Annotated in this window: 14 protein-coding genes; 2 read left to right on the top strand and 12 right to left on the bottom strand. The window is 65.0% G+C overall.

The window, feature by feature from the left end; all coding sequences use genetic code 11:
* The first annotated feature begins 52 nt into the window (after positions 1 to 52).
* Positions 53 to 478 (top strand): DNA mismatch repair protein MutT, encoded by a 426-nt coding sequence (locus tag APT63_15870; protein ID AMA46974.1) that lies wholly within the window; start codon positions 53 to 55, stop codon positions 476 to 478.
* On the opposite strand, the gene APT63_15865 is transcribed toward APT63_15870, so the two are convergent.
* The 9 genes from APT63_15865 to APT63_15825 form a co-directional block, all read right to left on the bottom strand.
* Entirely contained in the window at positions 462 to 1,379 is a 918-nt protein-coding gene (locus APT63_15865; GenBank protein ID AMA46973.1) for an XRE family transcriptional regulator, read from the bottom strand. The two genes, APT63_15870 and APT63_15865, sit on opposite strands and share 17 nt — an antisense overlap.
* A gap of 123 nt (positions 1,380 to 1,502) precedes the next feature.
* Positions 1,503 to 6,863, bottom strand: a complete 5,361-nt coding sequence (locus APT63_15860; protein AMA46972.1) for a hypothetical protein — start codon at positions 6,861 to 6,863, stop codon at positions 1,503 to 1,505.
* Positions 6,864 to 7,012: 149 nt separating this feature from the next.
* Positions 7,013 to 7,348 carry a hypothetical protein gene (locus tag APT63_15855; protein AMA46971.1) on the bottom strand — a complete coding sequence of 112 codons (336 nt, stop codon included), beginning with the start codon at positions 7,346 to 7,348 and terminating at the stop codon, positions 7,013 to 7,015.
* Between the two features lie 26 nt (positions 7,349 to 7,374).
* Positions 7,375 to 8,700: a Fis family transcriptional regulator gene (locus tag APT63_15850; protein AMA46970.1), complete on the bottom strand. Its 1,326-nt coding sequence runs from the start codon at positions 8,698 to 8,700 to the stop codon at positions 7,375 to 7,377.
* Positions 8,697 to 10,610, bottom strand: a complete 1,914-nt coding sequence (locus tag APT63_15845) for a histidine kinase (GenBank protein AMA46969.1) — start codon at positions 10,608 to 10,610, stop codon at positions 8,697 to 8,699. Before APT63_15845 ends, APT63_15850 begins: the two co-directional genes overlap by 4 nt.
* Positions 10,611 to 10,674: 64 nt before the next feature.
* Complete coding sequence (locus APT63_15840) at positions 10,675 to 11,409, bottom strand: amino acid ABC transporter ATP-binding protein (GenBank protein ID AMA46968.1); 735 nt, start codon at positions 11,407 to 11,409, stop codon at positions 10,675 to 10,677.
* A complete protein-coding gene (locus APT63_15835; GenBank protein AMA46967.1) occupies positions 11,406 to 12,077 on the bottom strand; it encodes an amino acid ABC transporter permease in 672 nt (223 codons plus the stop codon). Before APT63_15835 ends, APT63_15840 begins: the two co-directional genes overlap by 4 nt.
* Positions 12,078 to 12,824: an amino acid ABC transporter permease gene (locus APT63_15830; GenBank protein ID AMA46966.1), complete on the bottom strand. Its 747-nt coding sequence runs from the start codon at positions 12,822 to 12,824 to the stop codon at positions 12,078 to 12,080.
* Positions 12,825 to 12,967: 143 nt separating this feature from the next.
* Positions 12,968 to 13,888 carry an ABC transporter gene (locus APT63_15825; GenBank protein AMA46965.1) on the bottom strand — a complete coding sequence of 307 codons (921 nt, stop codon included), beginning with the start codon at positions 13,886 to 13,888 and terminating at the stop codon, positions 12,968 to 12,970.
* Positions 13,889 to 14,230: 342 nt separating this feature from the next.
* Here APT63_15825 and APT63_15820 point away from each other — a divergent pair, with 342 nt between their 5' ends.
* Positions 14,231 to 18,382 carry a hypothetical protein gene (locus APT63_15820; protein ID AMA46964.1) on the top strand — a complete coding sequence of 1,384 codons (4,152 nt, stop codon included), beginning with the start codon at positions 14,231 to 14,233 and terminating at the stop codon, positions 18,380 to 18,382.
* A gap of 20 nt (positions 18,383 to 18,402) precedes the next feature.
* Here APT63_15820 and glpD read toward each other — a convergent pair whose 3' ends face one another.
* The 3 genes from glpD to glpK form a co-directional block, all read right to left on the bottom strand.
* A complete protein-coding gene (gene glpD / locus APT63_15815; GenBank protein AMA46963.1) occupies positions 18,403 to 19,953 on the bottom strand; it encodes a glycerol-3-phosphate dehydrogenase in 1,551 nt (516 codons plus the stop codon).
* Positions 19,954 to 20,285: 332 nt separating this feature from the next.
* Positions 20,286 to 21,041 (bottom strand): DeoR family transcriptional regulator, encoded by a 756-nt coding sequence (locus tag APT63_15810; GenBank protein ID AMA46962.1) that lies wholly within the window; start codon positions 21,039 to 21,041, stop codon positions 20,286 to 20,288.
* A 213-nt stretch (positions 21,042 to 21,254) separates the two neighbouring features.
* Positions 21,255 to 22,745: a glycerol kinase gene (gene glpK / locus APT63_15805; GenBank protein AMA46961.1), complete on the bottom strand. Its 1,491-nt coding sequence runs from the start codon at positions 22,743 to 22,745 to the stop codon at positions 21,255 to 21,257.
* Positions 22,746 to 22,775 lie beyond the last annotated feature (30 nt).

Below are 22,775 nucleotides of genomic sequence, written 5' to 3'. Positions count from 1 at the left end.
GTGGGGCTTGACGCTTTACACTAAGCGGACATGACAGGAAGGAACATCCCCGATGACCGTTGCCTCACCCGCCCTCATCCGCATTGCAGCAGCTTTGCTGATCGATTCTGAAGGACGAACCCTGCTGGTACGCAAGCGTGGCACCCAGGCATTCATGCAGCCAGGCGGCAAGATCGACGAAGGCGAGTCGGCACGGGCCGCGCTGGCGCGCGAGCTTCACGAAGAGCTTGGCCTGCGCGTGCATCCAGACGCGCCTGCTCATCTGGGCAGGTTCCAGGCCGTGGCAGCCAATGAGCCAGGCTGTCAGGTGCAGGCCGAACTGTTTCGTGTCGACAGCGATGAACAACCACGCGCGGCGGCGGAGATCGAGGCCCTGGCCTGGGTGAGTGCCGACGAGACGCACGATATGGTGCTGGCGCCCCTGACGCGCGATGTGATCCTGCCGTTGTATCGCGATCTGCTCAGCGCACCGCGCTGACCCCATCAAGGGTGGCGAACGAGGTGTCCTTGGCCGTCAGCAGGAAGTCGCGCATGTAGGGGGCGTCGAGCATGTCGGTGCGCACCGCCGCGTACAAGGTGGCGAACAGGCCTTTCTCGCCCAGGCGCTTGGCCTTCACGTAGCCGCGCGCGCTGTATTCGTGCAAGGCCCAGTGCGGCATGCCGCAGACGCCGCGGCCACTGGCCACCAGCTGCATCATCATCACCGTCAGCTCCGAGGTGCGGATCGTGGCAGGTTCGATGTCCGCCGGTTCGAGAAAGCGGGTGAAGATGTCCAGCCGATCGCGCTCGACCGGGTAGGTGATCAAGGTCTGGTCGAGCAGGTCTGAAGGCACGATGTACGGCTTGCTGGCTAGGGCGTGCTGGTTGGCTACCGCCAGCATCGCTTCGTAGGTGAACAAGGGCACGTAGGTGATCCCGGACAAGTCCAGCGGGTCGGAGGTCACCACCAGGTCCAGGTCGCCACGGGCCAGGGCCGGCAAGGGGGCGAAGGCGAAGCCCGAAGCCAGGTCGAGCTCGACCTCCGGCCAGGCATCGCGGAACTGGTCGATGGTCGGCATCAGCCACTGGAAGCAGCTGTGGCATTCGATCGCCATGTGCAGACGGCCGGCCGTGCCGCCCGCCAGTCGTGCGATGTCGCGCTCGGCGCCGCGCAGCAGCGGCAGGGTGGCGTCGGCCAGCTGCAGCAGGCGCAAGCCGGCGCTGGTGAAGCGGATGGGCTTGGTCTTGCGCACGAACAACTGCATACCCAGACGCTCTTCGAGCTCCTTGAACTGATGGGACAGGGCCGACTGGGTCAGGTGCAGGCGCTCGGCGGCTTCGACCAGGCTGTCTGCCTCGCGCAACGCATGAAGGGTTTTCAGGTGACGGATTTCCAGCACAAGGACTCTCGCAGCAACGCTTGAAGGAAAGCGGTAAGCGCTTGAGTGTGTCTCATGTTGGCGCGGCTGTCGATGCACCTGGCAGCAGACGGACGGAGCCGGCAGGGCTCCGTCCGGCCCAGGTCACAGGTGAGCGAACAGTTCGTTGGCGGTCTGCGGGCTGATCGTTCCACGCCAGACCTCGGGGTGGTCGCGGCCCACGTAGCGATCGGCCGCTCGCTTCAGGTGCGCGGCGGTGAAAGCGGTGAACGGCGTCTCGGCCCTGCGGTAGTGAAAGTGCGCATACCACAGCGCAGGCTGGCCTTCGGCGGCCTCGTCGACGATCGCGTACTCCTGCAGATAGTCATGAGTGCCCAGCGCCTGTCGGTCACCAACGCGCCGAATCGACACTTCCTGCTGCTCCAGCAGATAGGTCAAGTGGCCCGTGTCCGGCGTCCGGGTGCGCTTGCTCTGGGCCACGCGCAGGACGCGGCCTTCTTCGCGCAGTGCCCGCGCCTGATCCACCAGGCGTGACAGGTCGGCTGCCGCAGGGTCGAGCCGGCGCAGGTCATGGGCGCAGCGCTCCAGGTCTTCGGCCTTGATGCGCATCATGTGCTCCAGGTCGACGGCCAGCATGCCCTGGCGCTGGTACCGCTGGATCCTTCCACGGTATGCCTCCAGACCGGCGAGCATGTCACTGGCGATGGTGCTCACCTCACGCAGCTCACGGGCCCGGACTGCAGGCGCGGCCGGCAGCCAGCGATCGCCCTGAGCCCGGATGAAGCGCCTGAGGATCGATCCATCGTCGGCGCGTATGACCATCTGCTCGGGCTGGCCATTGACGCCTGGCAGGAAATCGCCGATGTACGCGCGGTCGTTGGTGTCGAGAAACAGCCTCGGGCTGCGTGCCGCCTCGCCATGGCCCTTCGAAAAGTTTGGCAATCGGCGTAGCTTGCGCTCGACCATGCCCAGCAAGGTGTCCAGGTTGGCCTGCAGTTGCTTGAGGTAATCTTCCTCGAACAGGCTCGGCATGCTGGCATAGGCGGAGTGCAGCTGTCGTTTGCAACGCTCGAGGGTCTCCCGAGTCTGCTGATGGATCGTGCGCCGCTGCGCGACGGAAAGGGACGCGTCATGAAGGTCGAACAGTGTGCTGCGCGCTGCCAGGACTTCGCTTTCTACCTCGCCTACACCTTCGAGCAGGAATTCCGCTACCACCGTGGCATCGGTGAAGCGTTTCGAGGCCAGCATCAGGTGGTAGGTCTGATACCAGGCCTTGAATTCACCATTGAGCGCCGCTCGGTACCGCGTGGCGCTTTCGTTCAGCACCTGCGACGGGGTCGCCTTGGGATACCAGGCTTCGAACCGCTCCATGGTCTTGAACATCCGTTCACGGTGCCCCAGCTGCGCGATCGCATGCTTGCGTGCCTCGCGCAGCAAGGGCGCGCGTGCGAACAGCCCCTTGAGCTCATCGATGTACAGGTGCAGTTGGGCGCTTTCCCAGAGCGTCTGTTGGCTAAGCAGGTTGTGCAGGTCCACTTGGTTGAGCAGTCGGTCGCAAATGACGCGGGCGGTATCAGCCTTCTGCTCCAGAGGCACCCGCCGGTTGCGGCCTGCGCTGATGTTCAGATAGTCGTCCCACGAGCGATAGAGCTGTTCGGCCAGGCGGATGTCGGTCTCGCTGGCCTCGAGCAAGGAAGGGATCTGGGCCAGTCTCTCCAGGAGCGGTGTGTTTTCGTAGGCCGTGAACAGCTGATTGGTGTGTGCCAGCGAACGCTGCAGGCGCCGCTCGTCCGTCTGGCATTGGGTCTGCAGCATACGTTGGCGGCGGTAGTGTCGATCGACCAGAAAGCGTGGCAGACGCTCGCGGATCGCTGCTGGCCAATGCGGCTCGAGCTGATCCGCCAGGCGTCCGAGGGCCTGGCCACCGCCGGCGCCGCCGCCGTACAGGTGCACGCCATACAGCGCGAAGTGCGTGTCCCAGCGCCCCTGCTCGTCGAGCGCCACGGCGCGCTGCCAGACGTGCCCCGGCTTGCCCTTGAGCCGCCAGGTATGGGCGGTGGCGTCCCAGATCACCTCCAGGGGACGACCGTCGATCAGGATGAAGTCGCCCTCGGCATGGCGGTAGACCCCTTTGTAGCGACCTTCCGTGCCGAGGCGTGTCCCTTGCAGCGACAGCGGGCGCTCGTAGACGTAGCCATCGAGCGACGACAGCCGTGCCCCCAGGGTCGGCCTGGGGCGTCGGAGCGAGGCCAGCCCCGTCTGCAACTGGCGAATCTGGCGCTGGCGCGTCGCCTGGCGAACGAGGCTGGTGTTGACCGCCACGCCGGTCACCAGGTCCATGGCAACGTCGATCAGCGCCAACAGCACATCGTTGACCTCGACGAGGGCACGTCCCGTCTCACCCTCGACGAACGCGGCCGCGGCACGTGCCCCGGCCGTGACGACATCGTGGATACCGATCGCGGTGCCCACGAACGGCAACACGCTCAGGGCCATCTTGAGGTAGTTGAAGATCATGCCGCTCTGGTGGGTGAAGTGCTCCAGCCACAGGTCGCGGTTCGAGCGCGAGCTGGTCCTGTGTGCGGTCAGGATCTTGCCGAGCTGGGCCTCGAGCAGCAAGGCCGGGAGCGACAGGTTGGCCGGCCAGGTCGCCCCGATGCCGATGATGCCGTCGAAGCCGTGGACCTGCGCCTGCTGCAGACGCGAGCGGTGGGCGCTCGGATCGCCCTCCAGTGCACGCGACGCCAGGTAGGTGCGGTCGCTGTCCCTCAGGCTGGTCCTGTACAGCGCCCAGCGGGCACTTTCCAGGTCGGGGTACTGGCTGAGCGGCAGGTCTGGATGCTCGGGCAGGCACAACAGCGTGATGCCGCTGGCCTGGTCTTCGATGAAGGTCACGCCGGACAGCGTGGCGGGCCTGTCATCGGTGTCCGGGCCCCCCGCCGTGAGCGTTGCCGCGAGCAACCGGACATCATGGCCACCGGCCTGGTAGTCGGTCTGGGACTGGGCGTTCAAGGCCACGTCCAGGATGGCATGGCCAGCGGCATCCAGAAGACCACGGCTTTGCAGCAGCAAGGCCTGCAGCTTGAGCATCAGCTGCAGTGGACGTGTCAGGCACGCACGGCGCCAGCGCGCCGCGCAGGTGTCTTCCTCCACGCCGCGATAGGTATGCAGGATCAGGTTCTCATAGGCCTGGGCCAGGTCCAGGTCCTTGGCGAGCGCCTGAAGGTACGCTGGCGTCAGCCCTCGCTCCAGCGCCTGCTTCAAGACCAGGTCTGGCGTATCGATCACCAGCGTCGAGAACTTCAGCCGCAGCAGCGTGCCTTCGTCGACGTGATTCAACAGCAGCACATCGAGCGCAACCTGTTCGCGCTGTGCGCTCGGCACCAGTTTCTGCTTCACCGGCACGCCCGGCGCACCACTGCCGGCAATGGGATCGTCCTGCCAGCTGACGCCGGTGGGCAGGTCGATCGTCACCGGGCTGTCGTCATAGTCTGGAAAATCCTGGCGCAAGCGCTGCGCGACCAACGCGCGGCAGTACACGTCGCGCACCGGCAGGTCTCGCACGACCAGGGCATGGGCGCGTCGGGACGCCTCGACGTAGGCCTCGACCACCGCTTGCAAGGCCGAGCGCGTGGCGATCGGCAGCGTCTTGAGCCAGTCGGGCGCCTGGTCGGCAACGCGCAAGGCGCGCTGCTGGGCCTCGAGCATGTCCAGCGCAAGGTCGCGCGCCGCATGCCGCGGCACCCGAAGCTGTCGGGACACCACCTCGCGCAGTTCGGGCAATGCCTGGGCGACGGCATCGAGGCCGTGTTCGTCCTGGATCCGTTGACGCTGCGCCCGTGCCTGGACAATGACGCCTTGCAGCAGCGCATCGAATAGAGGCTCGGAGACCGGGACGTAGGCCAATGACTGTCCATGCTCCGGGTGAACGCGCAGGCAGTGTTCGAGTTGGGCGCGATCGGCGCAGCGCAGCAAGCCACCCTGTTCGCCGATCCAGTAGAGCCATAGGTGTCCCGCCGGTGTTCCGTCGTCGGCAAGGGTGCTGGCGATGACGACCGCTTCTTTCAACACGTACGACTGCGCCTGCACGTGATCTTCAGGCTGAGCCGCCTGCAGCAGCAGGGGGTGGCTCACCTGGAGGCAGGCGAGGCTTTGCGGGTCCGTCGCCGTCGCGACCGTCTCGAGGCGCGCGAGGTCCTGGTCATCGAGTTCGCCCAGCAGCCGCTGGAAACGTGCATGGGCAAGCAGGCCCTGGCGGTGCGCTTCGATCAAGGCGGCACTGAACTCGATCGGCGCAGCATCGGAATGCCAGTGGGGCTGGCGCAACAACGCGTCGATGCCTGGCAACGCGGCTTCCTGTGCCGCCGTCAAGGCGGTCTGGCACTGCGTCAGACGCTCAGGGTGGTGCTCGGCGACCCTGGACACCTGCTCCAGCTGGCGGCTGATCTGTGCCGCCCGCTCCGAGGTAGGTACATCCAGCTGCAGCCCACCCAGGTCGAACAGGGACGGTCGTGTGTCGTCTTCGAGCGGCCCTTCATGCGCCTCTGACGGGCGGACCAGGAAGACCGCTTCGTGCCACGCCTGGGCCAGCCGATCAGCGGCCTGCAGGGCCAATGGCCCGTGCTGCCACAGATCATCGCCAGGGTCCTGCGCCAGCGTGGCGGCCAGGCGCTCGAACAAAAGACCCTGCCAGAGGGTGAAGCCATGGGCGATGGCGTCCAGCCGCTGCAGGGGAAGGGGCGTCGCCGACTGGCCGGACAGCACCTGCCAGAGTGTGCTGTCGTGGGTGTGCGACACGATGCTGGGGTAGCGGTCCGGTCGATACGACAGCTTGGCCTCCTGGCCCTCCAGGCTGAACACCAGGGCGCCAGGACAAGCCGCAGCGCTTTCGATGATCAGCCCTGGCCGACGGGCCGAGGCGGCGTGCGGATCGGTCAGGATCGCTTCGATCAGAGGGCCGAGCGCGGCATCGTCGGACAGCTGATCCTGCACCGCCTGCAAGGACACCAGGACGTGTTCCTGGTAAAGCGCTCGAGCATGGTCCTTGCGGTTCGACGGCGTACCGGGCTGGCACCCGTGCCAGTAGCGATTCCAGGCGTGGGTCAGGGCATCGTACAGGTCGATCGACTGCAGCGTGGCCAACAGTGAGGCAAGGGGCAGGTCCGTGCCGGGCAGGCTGCCGTCCAGGTGACGAAGGCTTACCTTGTCGGACAGGTCGGGTATCGAGACGGGGTGATGCCGTGCGAAAACGCAGACGTGGGCCAGGCTGACGAACGCAGGGGTGTCGTCCCGCGCAGGCGTCAATCCCGTGGCCTGGGCATCGAGGGCCAGGTGAAGGGCGATCTGCTCGCCGATCACCTGGCGCACGCCGGGCGCTTGCCTGATCAGGTCGTCGAAGGCGGCGCCAAGCTCGCCCAGGCGCGCCTGGGCCCAGGCGGCGGCGTGCGAAGTTGGGCGGGCCGGTTGCAACTGCGTGGGGCGTAGAAAGGGCGTCGTGTCGGTCATGGGATGGTCGCTCATGTCATCAATCCGATCGGTTGGCCGAAGGTGGCCCGAGGATTGAAACGAAGCGCGACGCGACGAACGTGGTAGATAGATCTGAGCGCCTCAGGTCTGGACGGCGCAGATCGACCAGGTTCAGCCGCCCATGGACATCAGTGCAGGCGGACCCAGATCGCCACCAGCACCATGGCCGCGATCAGCCAGGCGCACGCTGCCGTGGCCAGTGCCGCCTCCAGGCGTAGGCGGTCGATCGCCACATAGAGCGCCGCCAGGTACACGAAATAGGGCAGGATCGACCACATGCCGAACACGATGGTGGTCTTCAGGTCGGCCACCGAGCGCCCCTTGCCGACGATGTAGTGGGCGATCAGGGCGAAGGTGGGAAACAGCGGCACCAGCCCGGCGAGGTAGTAGTTGCGCGTCTTCGACAGCAGGGCGAGCAGCAGCACCACGCCCGCGCCGATGGCGGCTTTGATGAACAGGTCCATGACAGGAAGTTCCCGTGGGTGATCGGTCAGCCGAGGCCGTATTTCTTGACCTTGTCGAACAAGGTGGTCTTGGCCATGCCCAGCTCCTGGCTGGCCTGGCTCAGATTGCCGCCGCTGCGCTGCAGGGCATCGCTGAGCAAGTGACGTTCGAAGGCCTCGACCGCCTCGGCGAAACCCAGGGCCTGGCCGGTACCGGCGTCAGGCTTCTTGAAGGCCGGTAACCCCAGCGCATGACGTTCGGCGACGTTGCGCAGTTCACGCACGTTGCCCGGCCAGTCATGCGCCATGAGCCGCGACAGGGTCTGGGCGTCGATCTCCGGCACCGGGCGATCGAAACGCAGGGCGGCCTGCTCGAGAAAGTGCTCGAACAGCTGCAGGATGTCTTCGCGTCGTTCGCGCAGCGCTGGCAGCTCCAGCGACACCACGTTCAAGCGGTAGTACAGGTCGCTGCGGAACTCACCGCGCTGGCCAAGCTCTGCCAGGTCGGCCTTGGTCGCCGCGATCACCCGGCAGTCCACGGCGATGCTCTGGTTCGAGCCGAGCCGCTCCAGGGTCCGCTCCTGCAACACGCGCAGCAGTTTGATCTGCAGGTTGATCGGCATGCTTTCCACTTCGTCGAGAAACAGCGTGCCGCCATTGGCGTGCTCGATCTTGCCGATACGCCGCTTGCCGGCACCGGTGAAGGCGTTGGCTTCGTGGCCGAAGATTTCGCTTTCGAACAGGTTTTCTGGCAGCCCGCCGCAGTTGAGCGCCACGAACGGGCGATCATGACGGCGGCTGAAGTCATGCAAACAGCGGGCGACCAACTCCTTGCCGGTGCCGGTTTCGCCCTCGATGAGCACGTTGGCCGACGTATCGCCGACGTTGGCGATCAGCTCGCGCAAGTGCTGCATGGCCGGCGAGCGGCCGATGATGCGCGCCTCCAGCGAGCCCTGGCTGGCCAACTGGCGCCGGAGGGTGTTCACCTCACGGGACAGGCCCCGCTGTTCGAGCGCGCGCCGCACCACATCGACAAGGCGTTCGGGCGAAAAGGGCTTTTCCATGAAATCGTAGGCACCGCTGCGCATCGCCCCGACCGCCATGCTGATGTCGCCATGGCCGGTGATCAGCACCACCGGCAGGCTGCGATCGCGGGCCTTGAGCTGCTTGAGCAATTCGAGGCCATCGATGCCGGGCAGGCGGATGTCGCTGACGACGATGCCGGCGAAGTTATCGTCGATGCGTTCGAGCGCCTGCTCGGCACTGCCGACGCCTTCGCTGACGATGTCCTCCAGGGCCAGGGCCTGCTGGCAGCCCAGCAATACATGGGGATCGTCCTCGACGATCAGGACGGTAAGAGGCTCGGGGGTCATGGTGCGCTACCGGTTCCTTGAGGGGTGGCCAAGGGCAGCACGAGCACGAAGGCCGTGCCGCCAGGGGAGGGGTGCTCGACACTGAGCGTGCCCTTGGCGGCTGCGGCCAGGCTGGCCGACAGCGTCAGGCCCAAGCCCAGGCCGTGATCGCCCGGCTTGGTGGTGAAGAAAGGTTCGAACAAATGCTTGCGGGTCTCGTCATCGATCCCGTGGCCGTTGTCGCGCACGTGAAGCCGGTAACGGCCCTCGTCGAGCGAGCCTTCCAGCCACAGCTCGGGGGCGGGCTGGTGGGCCATGGCGTCCAGTGCGTTGCCGATGAGGTTGGTCAGGATCTGCTCGAGCCGCGTCTGGTCGATGGCCAGGCGCGGATCGTCGAGGGCCTGGTGCACGCGCAGCCCGCAGGCCGTGATGCGGGGCGCCAGCACCTGCAGCACGGCCTCGACCGCCTTGTTCAGCGCGGCCTGGCCGCTGTCGTCGCTGCGCCGGGCGAACGAGCGCAGGCTGGCGGTGATGCGCCCCATGCGGTCGATCAGGTCGTTCATGGTCAGCAGGTTGGCGCTGGCCGTGTCCATGGCGCCGCGCTCCAGGAAACGCACGGTATTGCCCGACAGGGTGCGCAGGGCGGCCAGCGGCTGGTTCAGCTCATGGGCGATGCTGGTGGACATCTGCCCGATGGCGGCCAGCTTGCCCGCCTGGACCAGCTCGTCCTGGGCCTGACGCAGCGTCTGTTCCGCCTGGCGACGTTCGCGGATCTGCCCCTTGAGCCGCTCGTTGCTGGCTCGCAGGTCGGCCGTGCGTTCGGCGATGCGTCGCTCCAGGTGGCTGTTGGCCTGCTCCAGCGCCTCACGGGCCGCCAGGCGCGTCGCCAGCACCTTGCGCCGCTCGTTCCAGGCGATCAGCACGATGGTCAGCAGGGCGAAGAAGAACCCGGCCAGCACGCCCTGGATCATCGCTTCACGCTTGAGTTCGTGCAGCGGCGTGAGCAGGGTCAGGCGCCAGGGGGTATCGGCCAGGCGCCGTGTCTGGGCCAGGTAGGTCACGGCTCGTCGTTCCGTGTGCTCGCCTTCGGTCTGATCAAGGGCCGGGAAGGTCAGCAGCTCGGTCCCATCGCCCAGCACCTCGCGATCCAGGGGCTGCAGTTCGTTGATCGGCCACCAGTAGTATTGCAGGCTGCGGGCCAGGCGTTCCTTGACCTCCGGCGTCAGCGGCCAGACCGACTTGAGGCGACGGGCCGGGTCGCTGGACAGGATGATCACGCCATTCTCGTCGCTGACGAACGCCTCCAGGCGTGCCCGCTGCCAGCGCTCCTCCAGCGTGTCGAGGCCAACCTTGATCACCGCCACGCCCTTGATCCGGCCATGCTCTTCCAGGCCATGGGCCAGGTAGTAGCCGGGGTCGCCCGTGGTACTGCCGATGCCGTAGAAGCGTCCCGGCCGACCGCGTATCGCGTCCTGGAAGTAGGCGCGAAACGACAGGTCCTCGCCCAGGAACGAGCCGGCGTCGCGCCAGTTGCTGGTGGCCTGGACGCGGCCGCTGGTGTCGAGGATGAAGATGGCCTTGCTGCGGCTGCGCCGGTTCAGGCCTTCGAGGTATTCGTTGACGGCTTGGCGGCCTTCGCCCTCCGGGCTTTCGAGCAGGGTCGATACACTGCCTTCGAGCTCCAGCAGGCTGGGCAGGTAGGTGTATTTGCTGATCTCGCTCTCGACGGTCCGCGCATGCAGTTCGAGCTGGCGCTCGCCGTTTTCGCTCAGGCTGCGGATGCCACTGCGCTCGCTCAGCATGAACGCCACGCAGCCCAGGCCGACCATCAGCAAAACGATCAGGGGCGGCAGCAGCAGTTGGCGGATCAGACGAGATTTCACGGCGAAGGCAGGCGGGTCAGGCAAGGACAGGGCGGGGTCGCATTTCATCACAGTGCTCTCGCCGTCACCAGCGCCCATTGTCCGACCTGGCGGACGATGGGCGCCTTCAGCCTCAGTGTTGCAGGATCTTGCTGAGGAATTGTTGGGTGCGCTCGTGGCGCGCGCCTGGGTTGCCGAAGAAGTCTTCCTTCTGGCAGTCCTCGATGATGCTGCCCTTGTCCATGAAGATCACTCGGTTGGCGACCTTGCGCGCGAAGCCCGTTTCGTGGGTCACGCACATCATGGTCATGCCTTCGTGGGCCAGTTCGACCATCACATCGAGCACCTCGTTGACCATTTCCGGGTCGAGGGCCGAGGTGGGTTCGTCGAACAGCATCACGATCGGGTCCATGGACAGCGCGCGGGCAATCGCCACGCGCTGCTGCTGACCACCGGACAGTTGCCCCGGATGCTTCTTGGCATGTGCGCTCAGGCCGACACGATCGAGCAGTGCCAGGCCTTTCTTGTTGGCTTCCGCCTCGCTGCGGCCGAGCACCTTGCGCTGGGCAATGGTGAGGTTCTCGGTGATCGACAGGTGCGGGAACAGTTCGAAATGCTGGAACACCATGCCGACCCGCGAGCGCAGCTTGGGCAGGTTGGTCTTCGGGTCGGCGATGGAGGTGCCGTCGACGACGATGTCACCCTTCTGGAACGGCTCCAGCGCGTTGACGCACTTGATCAGGGTGGACTTGCCCGAACCGGACGGGCCGCAGACCACCACGACCTCGCCCTTCTTCACCTCGGTGCTGCAATCGGTCAGCACCTGGAAGTCGCCGTACCACTTGTTGACGTTCTTGATGGAAATCATACGGTGATCCTTTTTTGCAGGCGCTTGACCAGCCAGGAAGCGGAGAAACTGATGATGAAGTACACGACACCCGCGAAGATCAGGAACTCGTGGGAGCGTCCGATGATGTCGCCGTTGGCGCGTGCCGAGTTGAGGAAGTCCACCAGGCCCACGGTGTAGACCAGCGAGGTGTCCTGGAACAGGATGATGCTCTGCTGCAGCAGCAGCGGGGTCATCTTGCGAAAGGCCTGGGGCAGGATGATCAGGCGCATGGTCTGGCCATAGGTCATGCCCAGGGCCTGGGCAGCGCCCATCTGGCCCTTGGCAATGGACTGCACGCCGGCCCGGACGATCTCGCAGAAGTAGGCCGCTTCGAACATCATGAAGGCCACCACGCACGAGGTGAAGGCACCGATCGGGGTGTCCTCGCCGGTGATCCAGCGCAGCACGAACGGCACCGCCAGGTAGAACCAGGTGATCACCAGCAGCAGCGGGATCGAACGGAAGTAGTTGACGTAGGCGCCAGCGACCCTCGACATCAGCTTGTTGGAGGACAGCCGCATCAAGGCCAGCACGGTACCCAGCACGATACCGCCGATCACGCCCATGACCATCAGCTCGAGGGTCAGCAGCATGCCGTCCCACAGGGCCGGCAAGGCCGGAATGATTTCACTGAAATCCAGTTCCATTTACTTGCCCCCCACGGAGATCAGGCCAGGCACCGCAACCTTCTTCTCGATCAGGCGCATGAGCAGCATCAGGCCCATGTTCAAGGTGAAGTAGATCAGGGTGGCCAGGGTGAATGCCTCGAACAGGTTGGCGGAGAACTCGGCGGTCTGCTTGGTCTGCGCCAGCAGCTCCATCAGGCCGATCAGCGAGGCCACCGACGAGTTCTTGAACACGTTCAAAAATTCCGAGGTGAGGGGCGGAATGATGATCCGGTAGGCCTGGGGCAGCAGGACGGTGGTGTAGATCTGCGAGGTCCGGAAGCCCATGGCCCGCGCAGCAGCTTCCTGGCCGCGTGGCAGCGCCTGGATGCCGGTACGGACCTGCTCGCAGACCCGCGCGGCGGTGAACAGGCCCAGGCAGATGATCACGCTGATCAAGGCCGAGGTGGTCGGATTCAGGTCCTGCTTGAACCATTCCTGCAGGCCTTCGGGCAGCAGGTCCGGTACCAGGAAGTACCAGAGGAACAGCTGCACCAGCAGCGGCACGTTGCGGAACAGCTCCACGTAGACGGTGGCGATTCCCGATACCAGCCGGTTTTGCACGGTGCGCATGACGCCCAGGATCGAGCCGAGCAGCAAGGCGATGACCCATGCACAGATGGCGATGGCGATGGTCCAGCCCAGACCGGTGACGTACCAGTCCAGATAGATCTCGCTGCCCACGCCGGTGGACTTGAAGAACACGCCCCAGTCCCAGTTGTAATTCATCGGGATTTCCCCTCGAACGGTCGTTTCACGGACAACTTCCAGCATCCAGAGGCGCAGGCGCCTCTGGATGAAAGGTTAGACACTTATTGGGCGGCCTGTCGGATGACGTGTCGCCCGGGAGGGGCGACAGGCCGCAGGTCAGATCAGGACTGTTTCTCGTCCGCAGCCTTGTCGGTCGGCTCGGCGATCAGTTTCTTCAGCTCTTCGCTCATCGGGAAGTTGAGGTTCAGGCCCTTCGGCGGGATCGGCTGCTGGAACCACTTCTCGTAGCTCTTGTTGACGTCACCCGACTTGAAGTAACCGACGATGGCGTCGTCGACTGCCTTCTTGAAGGCATCGTCACCCTTGCGCACCATGCAGCCATAGATTTCATAGGACTGTGGCGTACCGGTGATGACCCAGTCCGACGGCTTGCGGGCCTTGGCCATTTCGCCGGCCAGCAGGGCATCGTCCATCATGAAGGCGACCGCACGACCGCTTTCGAGCATGTTGAACGACTCGCCATGGTCCTTGGCGGAGATCACGTTCATGCCCATCTGCTTGTCGGCATTCATGGCCTTGAGCAGACGCTCGGAGGTGGTGCCGGCGGTGGTCACCACGTTCTTGCCCTTCAGGTCCTCGAAGTCCTTGTAGGAAGGCTGCCCATCCTTGACCTTGACCAGCAGGCGGGTACCGACTTCGAAGATGCCGACCGAGAAGCCGACCTGCTGTTGGCGCTCGACGTTATTGGTGGTGGAGCCGCATTCCAGATCGACGGTGCCGTTCTGTACCAGCGGAATGCGTGTCTGCGAGGTGACCAGGTTGTAGCGCACCTTCAGGTCAGGTGCATCGAGCTGCTTCTTCAGCGATTCGACCACGGCCAGTTGGATGTCGTGGGAGTAGCCGACGGGTTCTGGCTTGCCGGCCAGGTAAGAGAACGGAATGGAGGAGTCGCGGTGCCCCAGGGTAATGGTGCCCGAATCCTTGATCTTCTTCAGGGTGCCGGTGAGCTCTTCGGCCATGACCGGGGACGCGATCAGGGTGGCGGCGATGGCGGCACCCAGCAAATGACGAACGATGCGCATCAGTAATTCCTCGACGTTGTTTTTTTTATGGAGCCGTTGGCGGACTCTTCGTTCAACGAATACGAGACCCGACTGTATTCGATTGCCAAGTGTAGAGCATGAGTCGTGCCAACGGGGAGGTGGAGGCAGAAACCGTTGAAGATCGCGTCGTTGCGTTCAGTGATCACACAGTTCGTGTAGGCGCAGCGTACGGCATTCCGAATTCCCCGGAAATGGCTATTCGGAATTCCGAACGATGATCGCGGTGCTCCCGCAAGGTCCAGGCCCAGGGTGTTAGCCGGGTACGGCTCCTGGCTTCGCGCAACCGGGTTTGCTGTGGTTTTGCTCCACAGGACCACCCCCATGCCCCATGACTTCATACCCCGTGACTCGATCGATCGCCTGATCGCCGACCGCCTGCCCGTCTGGCTGACCACCGCGGATGTCGATCAGATCAGAGCCCTGCACCGGGCCTTGCGCCGCGAGCAGGCGATGGCCGTGCAGGTCGGCAACCATTTCAGGCCGCTTCCGTCCATCGATGCCTTCGCCGAACCCTTGCTGACGCAGGCGTTGCGCACCATTGGCGTCGCTGAACCGGATGTGCGCCGCATGACGGTGCACATCGAGCAGGTGATCGAGCTGCCCAGCGCAGCGCCCAAGCTGCTGGTCAACCGTCAGACCTACCGCTCTCAACGGAGCCTGCTGGCGTCGGCGCTGCACAACTTCCACGAAGAAGAACTCAGGCCTGGTCTGCAACGCCGGGCCTGGTTGGCCGATGCCGATGGCCAGCGCCTCGCGCTGGGTTTCGAGGAGTTCGCCCATTGTTGCCGGACACTGGACCTGGGCGGGCAATACCAACGGTTGCTGACCAGCCTGCTGTCGCCCAAGGCACGGCCCCCGGCGCCGGCCGACGCGGCAGTCAAGGCCGTGGAGCGGATGCTGGAGGACAACATGCGGGCGCAGTTGGAGGTTGCCGTGCGCCAGGCCAGGCTCCGAGGCAAACTGGCGGCGTATGCCTTCTACCGGCTGTTGCCGCTCTGGACCGAGGCGCCGGTCGTCCCGCCGGTACCGGGCAGTGCCACGCCACGGCAACTGTATCTGTTGGGCAAGTGCATCCGCGGCGTGGTCACGTTCGAACAGCGCGACGTGCCGGACGGGGCGATACAGTCGATCACAGCCTGGATTCCCCAGGATCCTTCGTCATCGGTCAGCCAGCATGCCTCCTGGGAAGCGCTCTACCAATGGCTGGGCAAGCGCCTGCGCAGCGAGCGTTACCGAACGTTCTTCGCACGCTTCATCAGCGAGCGGGACCGCCCGGCGTTCACCGAGACGTTGTTGCGCTTGCACGAAGCCACCGAGCGTGGCACGCCGTTGCAGCTCGACGGGCGCCACTTCGCCATCGACGGACCGCTGTTCGGCTACCTGTGCACGCTGCACACCCGCAAGATGCTCGACGATGCCCGGGTACTGGCCGTGCCGACCGGCGACGAAGACCTGGCCAGCCGCCATGCGCGCCTGCAGGCATCGATCAACGCCGGGCTCAATCTGTTGAACCTTGCCGCGCTGTTCGTACCAGGCCTGGGTGAAGTCATGTTCGCGGTATCGGCGGTACAGATCGCTGCCCAGGTCTACGAAGGCTATCAGGACTGGCGCCTGGGGGACCGGCAAGGGGCCTTGGAGCATCTGTTCGGGGTTGCCGAGTGCCTGGCCTTGGGAACGGCCACCAGTGCCCTCGGCTGGGCGGCCTTGCATGGGCTGCCGCGGTTTGCGTTCGTCGATGCGCTGACCCCGGTGCTCGACGCTGAAGGCCAGGTACGCCTGACCCATGGTAAACCACCGATCCAGACGGTAGCCGATACGGGCGAGCTGGTCAGGCGCCTGGGCGGACCGTTCGCCGACACACCCGACTGGCAGGCCGAAGCGCTGTTGCAGGTGACCGACCTGACCCCTGCGCAACTGCGCCGACTGCATGTCGAGCATGCCGGCCCCCTGGCCAGGGTGCACGACATGCATGAGCGCATGGCATTGCACACGCGGTTGCCGAGCTTGCGAGGCGCCTCGTTCGACACTGAGCTGATGAGTCGTCAGGCCCCGGCAACGGCCTTGCAGGCCCCCTTGATACGCGCCTTCCCAAGCCTGTCCAGGCGCCAGACGCAGGAGCTGCTCGATCACGCGAGCAGTGCCGAGGTCGAGGCCCTGCAAGCCACCGGGCGCATTCCATTGTCCCTGGCCGAGCGGGCGCGCTGGGCGGCACGTGACGCACGCCTGGACCGTGCCTGTCTCGGCCTGCAGCTCGCACAAGCCGTCAACGCCGATACCGAGCGCCTGGCGCTGGGGTTGCTCGAGCAGTCGGCGCCCTGGCCGAGCGGTGTTCGCGTGGAACTGCGCGAGCACGACTACGACGGTCCCGTGGTCGTGGCCACGGGCAACACGCTGGCGCCCGAGGTCCGGGTGATCGTGCGGCGCAACGAGGGCTACGTTGCCTTGCCTGCACACCCCATACGGCAGGGGGCAGCGGGGAACAGCCTGTGGCAGGCGCTGCTGTTGAGCCTCGACCCCACTCAGAAGCGTCTGCTGAGCGGGGCCGAACCCGGCGAAGACGCGCAGGCCGATCTCGACGAGGCGGGGCTGCGCCAGTGGCTGGCCGATCAGGCCGGGCAGGACCGCCAGCGCTGCGCCGACCTGCTGGGCATGGCGCCTGTCGGCACAGGTCTGCGCCCGCCCAGGCGGCTGGCCGATGGTCGCCTGGGCTACCCGCTCAGCGGCCGCCTGCCCGGCAGCCGCCAAGCCATCCGCAGTGGCATCCATCAGCTCTTTCCGCTGCTCGACGACGCTCAGCTGGAGACCTACATCGCCGACCTGCTCGATCGCAACGTGGACCTGTGGCAGCACTATGGCGATTTGAGGGAAACCCTGGCACGCCTGAGGCACGCCCTGACCTTGTGGCGAAGCGAGGCCGGGTTGATCGTGTCTCTGCGGCGTAGACGGGTCGCGACACAACTGCGCCGTTGCTGGCGCCGCAAGCTGGTCGACTATGCCGGCGACTATGTGCTGGAGATCGACGGTGAACGGGTGGGCAACCTGCCGCAGTTGCCGACCTCCGTGGACTTTTCGCACGTCAGGCGGCTGGCCCTGCGCAACATGAAGTTGAACGAGATCGACGAAGATTTTCTGCGGCGCTTCAGTCAGGTGACCGAGTTGGACCTGCAGGGCAACCGACTGACGCAAGTCCCTGCCGGCATCGAACACCTTGGCCGGCTGCGTCGACTTCACCTGCAGCACAATGAGATCGTCATGACGCCCGAGGGCAATCGACGGTTGTCGGCACTGCAACACCTGCAATGGCTCGACCTCAGCCGTAACCCGCTGGGGCAGGCGCCGACACTCACCGAACTGAGCCGCCTGACGCATCTGCGCTTGCGCAACACAGGGCTGGAGCACCTGCCTCCGGTCCAGGCCTTGCCGTGGCGCGCCCATGTCGACATGCGGGAAAACCGCATCCAGCAACTGCGCCAGGAGCTTCACGGCCTGTGGCAACGGGTGAGCCTGCATGACAACCCGCTGGATCCAGCGAGCGTTCAACTGCTCGACGCGCTTCATGACACTGACGCCCCGCGTACCCGAGCAAGCGCCTCCTATCGACACAGCGCCATCGACGATGCCCTGCTCGAGCGCTGGATCGGGCTGCCGTCAGCTGCCGAGCATGGGCGGCGTGTCCAGGTCTGGCGGGAGTTGCACGAGCAGGAGAACGCTGGCGATCTGTTCCGTTTCCTGGCGGACTTCGCCGATACCGAGGATTTCGAACAGCAGCCGGACCATTACCGCGACCGTGTCTGGCACATGCTCGAGTCCGCCCATGCACACCAGGCGTTGCGCACCCGCCTGTTCGAAACCGCCGCTGGCGACCGGACCTGCGAAGACCGTCTGCTGCTGATCATGGCGCAGCTGGAATTGAGTGTGCTGGTGGAGCGTGCGGTGATCGATGGTCCGGCCGAGTTCGTGGAAGCGCGTCTGCTGGGGCTTGAGCGATCATTGTTCAGGATGGACGTGTTGGATGGCATCGCGACACGACACATCGAGCGCCTGTACAACGCTCACGTGCCCCTGGTCGACGAGATCGAGGTGCGGCTGTATTACCGGGTCAAGCTGCGCAATGTGCTAGGGCTGCCCGCGACACCGAATGCCATGCACTACGAGCACTTCGCCCAAGTCACCAGCCGTGATTTGCGGCGCGCTGCCGATGAGGTGCTTGCTGCGGAAAATCCCGAGGCCCTTGCCGCTTCGTTGGCCGAGCGTCCGTTCTGGCAGCATTTCGTGCGTGAGCGGTACGCGCAACGTTTCGAGGCGCTGAGCGCGCCGTTCTACGAGCGTCTGGAAGCCCTCGAATCGGGTACGCCCGACTCCGGTCAGTGGCTGGAGGCGAGCAACCGCCTGAAGGAGGAACTAGAGGGTGCAGAGCGTGCGCTGATGCGTACGTTGGCCGATGAGGCCTATGCACGCGCCGCCCAGCGCTAGCCGGGCAGCGCTGACGCCTGTCAGGCGGGCAGGGAGTGGAGCGTGGCCGCGTAGGGGATTGCGTTGCGCTGGGCCAGGTAGGCGCGCAGGGCCTGTTGTTCGTCGGGGGTGGTCGACAGGCCGAGCTTGGTGCGGCGCCACAGGATGTCGTCCGCCTCCCGCGCCCACTCGTGGTCGCACAGGTAATCGACTTCCCGGGTGTACAGGTCGGCACTGATCGGCTGGCCGAGCCCGTCGAGGCCCGTGACGCCCTCCAGCAGGTTCCACACACGGCTGCCATACGTGGCCGCCCAGCGCCGGGCGAGTGCGGCCGGCATCCAGCCATGGCGACGCAGCAGCTCGTCCGTCAGGCTTTGCACATCGCTCATGCGTTCGCCCCCTGGCAGCGGTGCATCGGCCGTCCAGCTGGCGCCCATGTGGGCGAAGAACGGCTTGAGTTCGGCCATCGCCGACTCGGCCAGCTTGCGGTAGGTGGTGAGCTTGCCGCCGAAGACCGACAGCAACGGCGCCTGGCCGGCCGAGGTGGACAGCGCCAGGGTGTAGTCGCGCGTCACCGCCGAAGGGTTGTCCGACTCGTCGTTGCACAGCGGACGTACGCCGGAGTAGGTGTGCAGAATGTCGTCGCGGCTGACCTGGCGGTTGAAGTGGGCGTTGACCACCTTGAGGATGTAGTCGGTTTCTTCGTCGGTGATGCGTACCTTGGCCGGGTCGCCGGTGTATTCACGGTCGGTGGTGCCGATCAGGGTGAAGCGATCCAGGTACGGGATGGCGAAAACGATGCGCTGGTCTTCGTTCTGCAGGATGTGCGCATGCTCGCCGTCGTACAGGCGTGGCACGATCAGGTGGCTGCCCTGGATCAGGCGGATGCCATAGGGGGCATCGAGCTGCAGATCGTCCTTGATGAAGCTCGAGACCCAGGGGCCTCCGGCGTTGACCAGCGCCCGTGCGTGCAGGGTCTGCGAGGTACCGTCGGCGTTCTGGATCTCGACGTGCCACAGGTTGCCTACACGTTTGGCACCCAGGCAGCGTGTACGGGTGCGGATGTCGGCACCGTGTTCACGTGCGCTCATGGCGTTGAGGGCGACCAGGCGGGCATCGTCCACCCAGCAGTCGGCGTATTCGAAACCACGGGTGATGCTGGGCTTGAGCGCACTGTCGGCGCCGAAGCGCAGGCTGCGCGAGGCGCCCAGGCGCTTGCGCTTGCCGAGGTGGTCGTACAGGAACAGACCGGCACGGATCATCCAGGCTGGACGCAGGTGAGGGCGGTGAGGCAATACGAAGCGCATGGGCTTGACGATGTGCGGCGCCTTGGCGAGCAGCACTTCGCGCTCGGCCAGGGCTTCGCGGACCAGGCGGAATTCGTAGTGCTCCAGGTAGCGCAGGCCACCGTGGATCAGCTTGCTGCTGGCTGACGAGGTGTGGCTGGCCAGATCGTCCTTTTCGCACAGGAAGACCTTGAGGCCCCGGCCGGCGGCGTCGGCGGCAATGCCTACACCGTTGATCCCGCCGCCGATCACGGCCAGATCGTAGCAGTCGTCGGGCGTTGTCTGGGGAGAAGCGGAATGGGACACGGCGGAGCCTCCTGATGATGGATCGCAGCGAATGCGAACATCAATGTTCGTTTGCGAAAATACTAGCGCAATAGCGACCGGTTCACCAGCGCGATTTCCATAGAAAAAATCGATGGGGCCGGTGGTTCGAACATTTCCGAACATGCGTCGGCTGAGCAGGCGTGGTGCTTACCGAGAATAGAGGGCCATGGTTTCAAAGCGCTTACACGATCGGACACACGGCCGATGGGAAGGCCTGTTGATCGACCTTCAGTGGCCTGACAACCCATGATCGCTTGTGTTCATGGGCCCGCAGGCCCACGAAAGATCCTGTGCGAAACGGCAGGCCGGGCTCAGACCACTTCGAGACGGACCTTGTGCTGGTTGAGCAGGTCGGCCAAGGCAGGCGACGGAGGGCGGTCGGTGACCAGGCAGTCCACCAGGCTGATCGAGCCCAGTCGGACCATGGCGTTGCGCCCGAACTTGCTCGAGTCGGCGGCCAGGATCACCTGGCGGGCATTGGTGATGATCGATTGCGACACACGCACTTCCTGGTAGTCGAAATCGAGCAGGCTGCCGTCTTCGTCGATGCCACTGATCCCGACCACGGCGACGTCCACCTTGAACTGATCGATGAAGTCGACGCTTGCCTGGCCGACCACGCCGCCATCACGACGTACCTTGCCGCCTGCCACCAGCACCTCGAAATCGTCCTTGGCGCTGAGGATCGAGGCCACGTGCAGGTTGTTGGTGATGACCTTCAGGTGTTCGTGATTGAGCAGGGCACGGGCGATGAACTCCGTGGTGGTGCCGATGTTGATGAACAGCGACGCGTGGTCGGGAATCTGTCGGGCCACGGCTTCGGCGATCCGTTGCTTCTCGTCGCGCATCTGGTCGGCGCGCATGGCGTAGGCGGTGTTCTCGATGCTCGAGTCGTAGGCGGCGCCACCATGGTAGCGGCGCAGCAGGTTGGCTTCGGCCAGTTGGTTGATGTCGCGTCGAATGGTTTGCGGCGTCATGACGAACAGCTGCGCCATTTCCTCGATGCTGACGTAGCCGCGTTCGCGCACCAGCTCGAGAATCTGTTGTTGTCGGGGGGGCAGGTTCATGGGCTTCCTTCAGGCGGCCAGCAAAAGCCCAGACGGTACAAGCTAGGGGGCGCTGGCTGCAAGCTGGACGGTGGCGCAAGACTGATGGAGGGCGTGACTGATGGGGCGCATCACCGGGCGTTGGCAGCCCGGTGCATCGGCAGGGGCCGCGAGGCGACCCCGGAAACAGGTGAACCCTGAAGGAGAAGGTTCACCCAACGCAGCTTGCCGCTATCAGGCCTCCCAGTCGCGAGTACGCTCGATGGCCTTCTTCCAGCCGGCATAGAGCTTTTCTTTCTCGGCTTCTTCCAGGCGTGGCGTGAATTCGCGTTCGATCACGGCCTTGCCGCGCAGCTCGTCCAGCCCGCTCCAGAAACCGCAGGCCAGGCCTGCCAGGTAGGCAGCGCCCAGGGCGGTGGTCTCGCGCATCTGCGGACGTTCGACACAGGTGCCCAGGATGTCGGCCTGGAACTGCATGAGGAAGTTGTTGGCCACCGCGCCGCCATCCACGCGCAGCTCGCTGAGGCGCTGGCCGCAGTCCTGCTGCATGGCATCGAGCACGTCACGGGTCTGGTAGGCGATGGACTCCAGGGCCGCGCGGATGATGTGATCCACCTTCACGCCGCGGGTCAGGCCGAACAGCGCGCCACGTGCATAGGGGTCCCAGTAGGGCGCGCCCAGACCGGTGAAGGCCGGGACCAGGTACACGCCGTTGCTGTCCTTGACCTTACTGGCGAAGTATTCGGTGTCGAGCGCGTCGTTGACGATCTTCAGTTCGTCACGCAGCCACTGCACGGTCGAGCCGCCATTGAACACCGCGCCTTCCAGTGCATAGGCCACTTCGCCACGTGGACCGCAGGCGATGGTGGTCAGCAAACCATGGGAGGAACTCACCGGCTGGCTGCCGGTGTTCATCAACAGGAAGCAGCCGGTGCCGTAGGTGTTCTTGGCCTGCCCAGGCTCCACGCACATCTGCCCGAAGAGCGCAGACTGCTGGTCACCCGCGATACCGGCGATGGCGATACCGCTCTTGGTATGGCCATAGACTTCCGAGGAGCTGCGGACTTCCGGCAGCAGACTCGACGGAATGCCGAGCAGGTCCAGCATCTTCGCGTCCCAGGTCAGGGTGTGGATGTTGAACATCAAGGTGCGCGAAGCATTGGTGTAGTCGGTGACGTGGATCTTGCCGCCGGAGAACTTCCAGATCAGCCAGGTATCGACGGTTCCGAACATCAGCTCGCCGCGCTCGGCACGTTCGCGCACACCCTCGACATTGTCCAGGATCCACTTGAGCTTGGTGCCGGAGAAGTAGGGGTCGATGACCAGCCCGGTGGTCTGGCGAATGTAGTCCTCGTGCCCGTCGAGCTTGAGCTGCTCGCAGATGCCGGTGCTGCGTCGGCACTGCCAGACGATGGCGTTGTACACCGGACGACCGGTTTCCCGGTCCCAGACCACGGTGGTTTCACGCTGGTTGGTGATCCCCAGCGCCGCCACCTGGGCATGGCTGATGTTGGCCTGGGCCAGCGCTTCGACCATGGTGGCGCTCTGGGTGGCGAAGATCTCCATCGGGTCATGCTCGACCCAGCCCGCCTGGGGGTAGTGCTGGGCGAATTCGCGTTGTGAAGTGCAAACCACGTTGGCGTCACGGTCGAAAATGATGGCTCGCGAACTGGTCGTGCCCTGGTCCAGGGCGATGATGTACTGTTTGTCGAGGCTGTCTGTCATGTCGGTGACCTTGCAAAAAAGGGGAGGCGG

It is taken from the genome of Pseudomonas monteilii, from assembly GCA_001534745.1.
GTDB classification, from domain to species: domain Bacteria; phylum Pseudomonadota; class Gammaproteobacteria; order Pseudomonadales; family Pseudomonadaceae; genus Aquipseudomonas; species Aquipseudomonas alabamensis.
The sequence above is the reverse complement of the archived record's forward strand: the minus strand, read 5'-3'. Positions and strand labels throughout refer to the sequence as shown.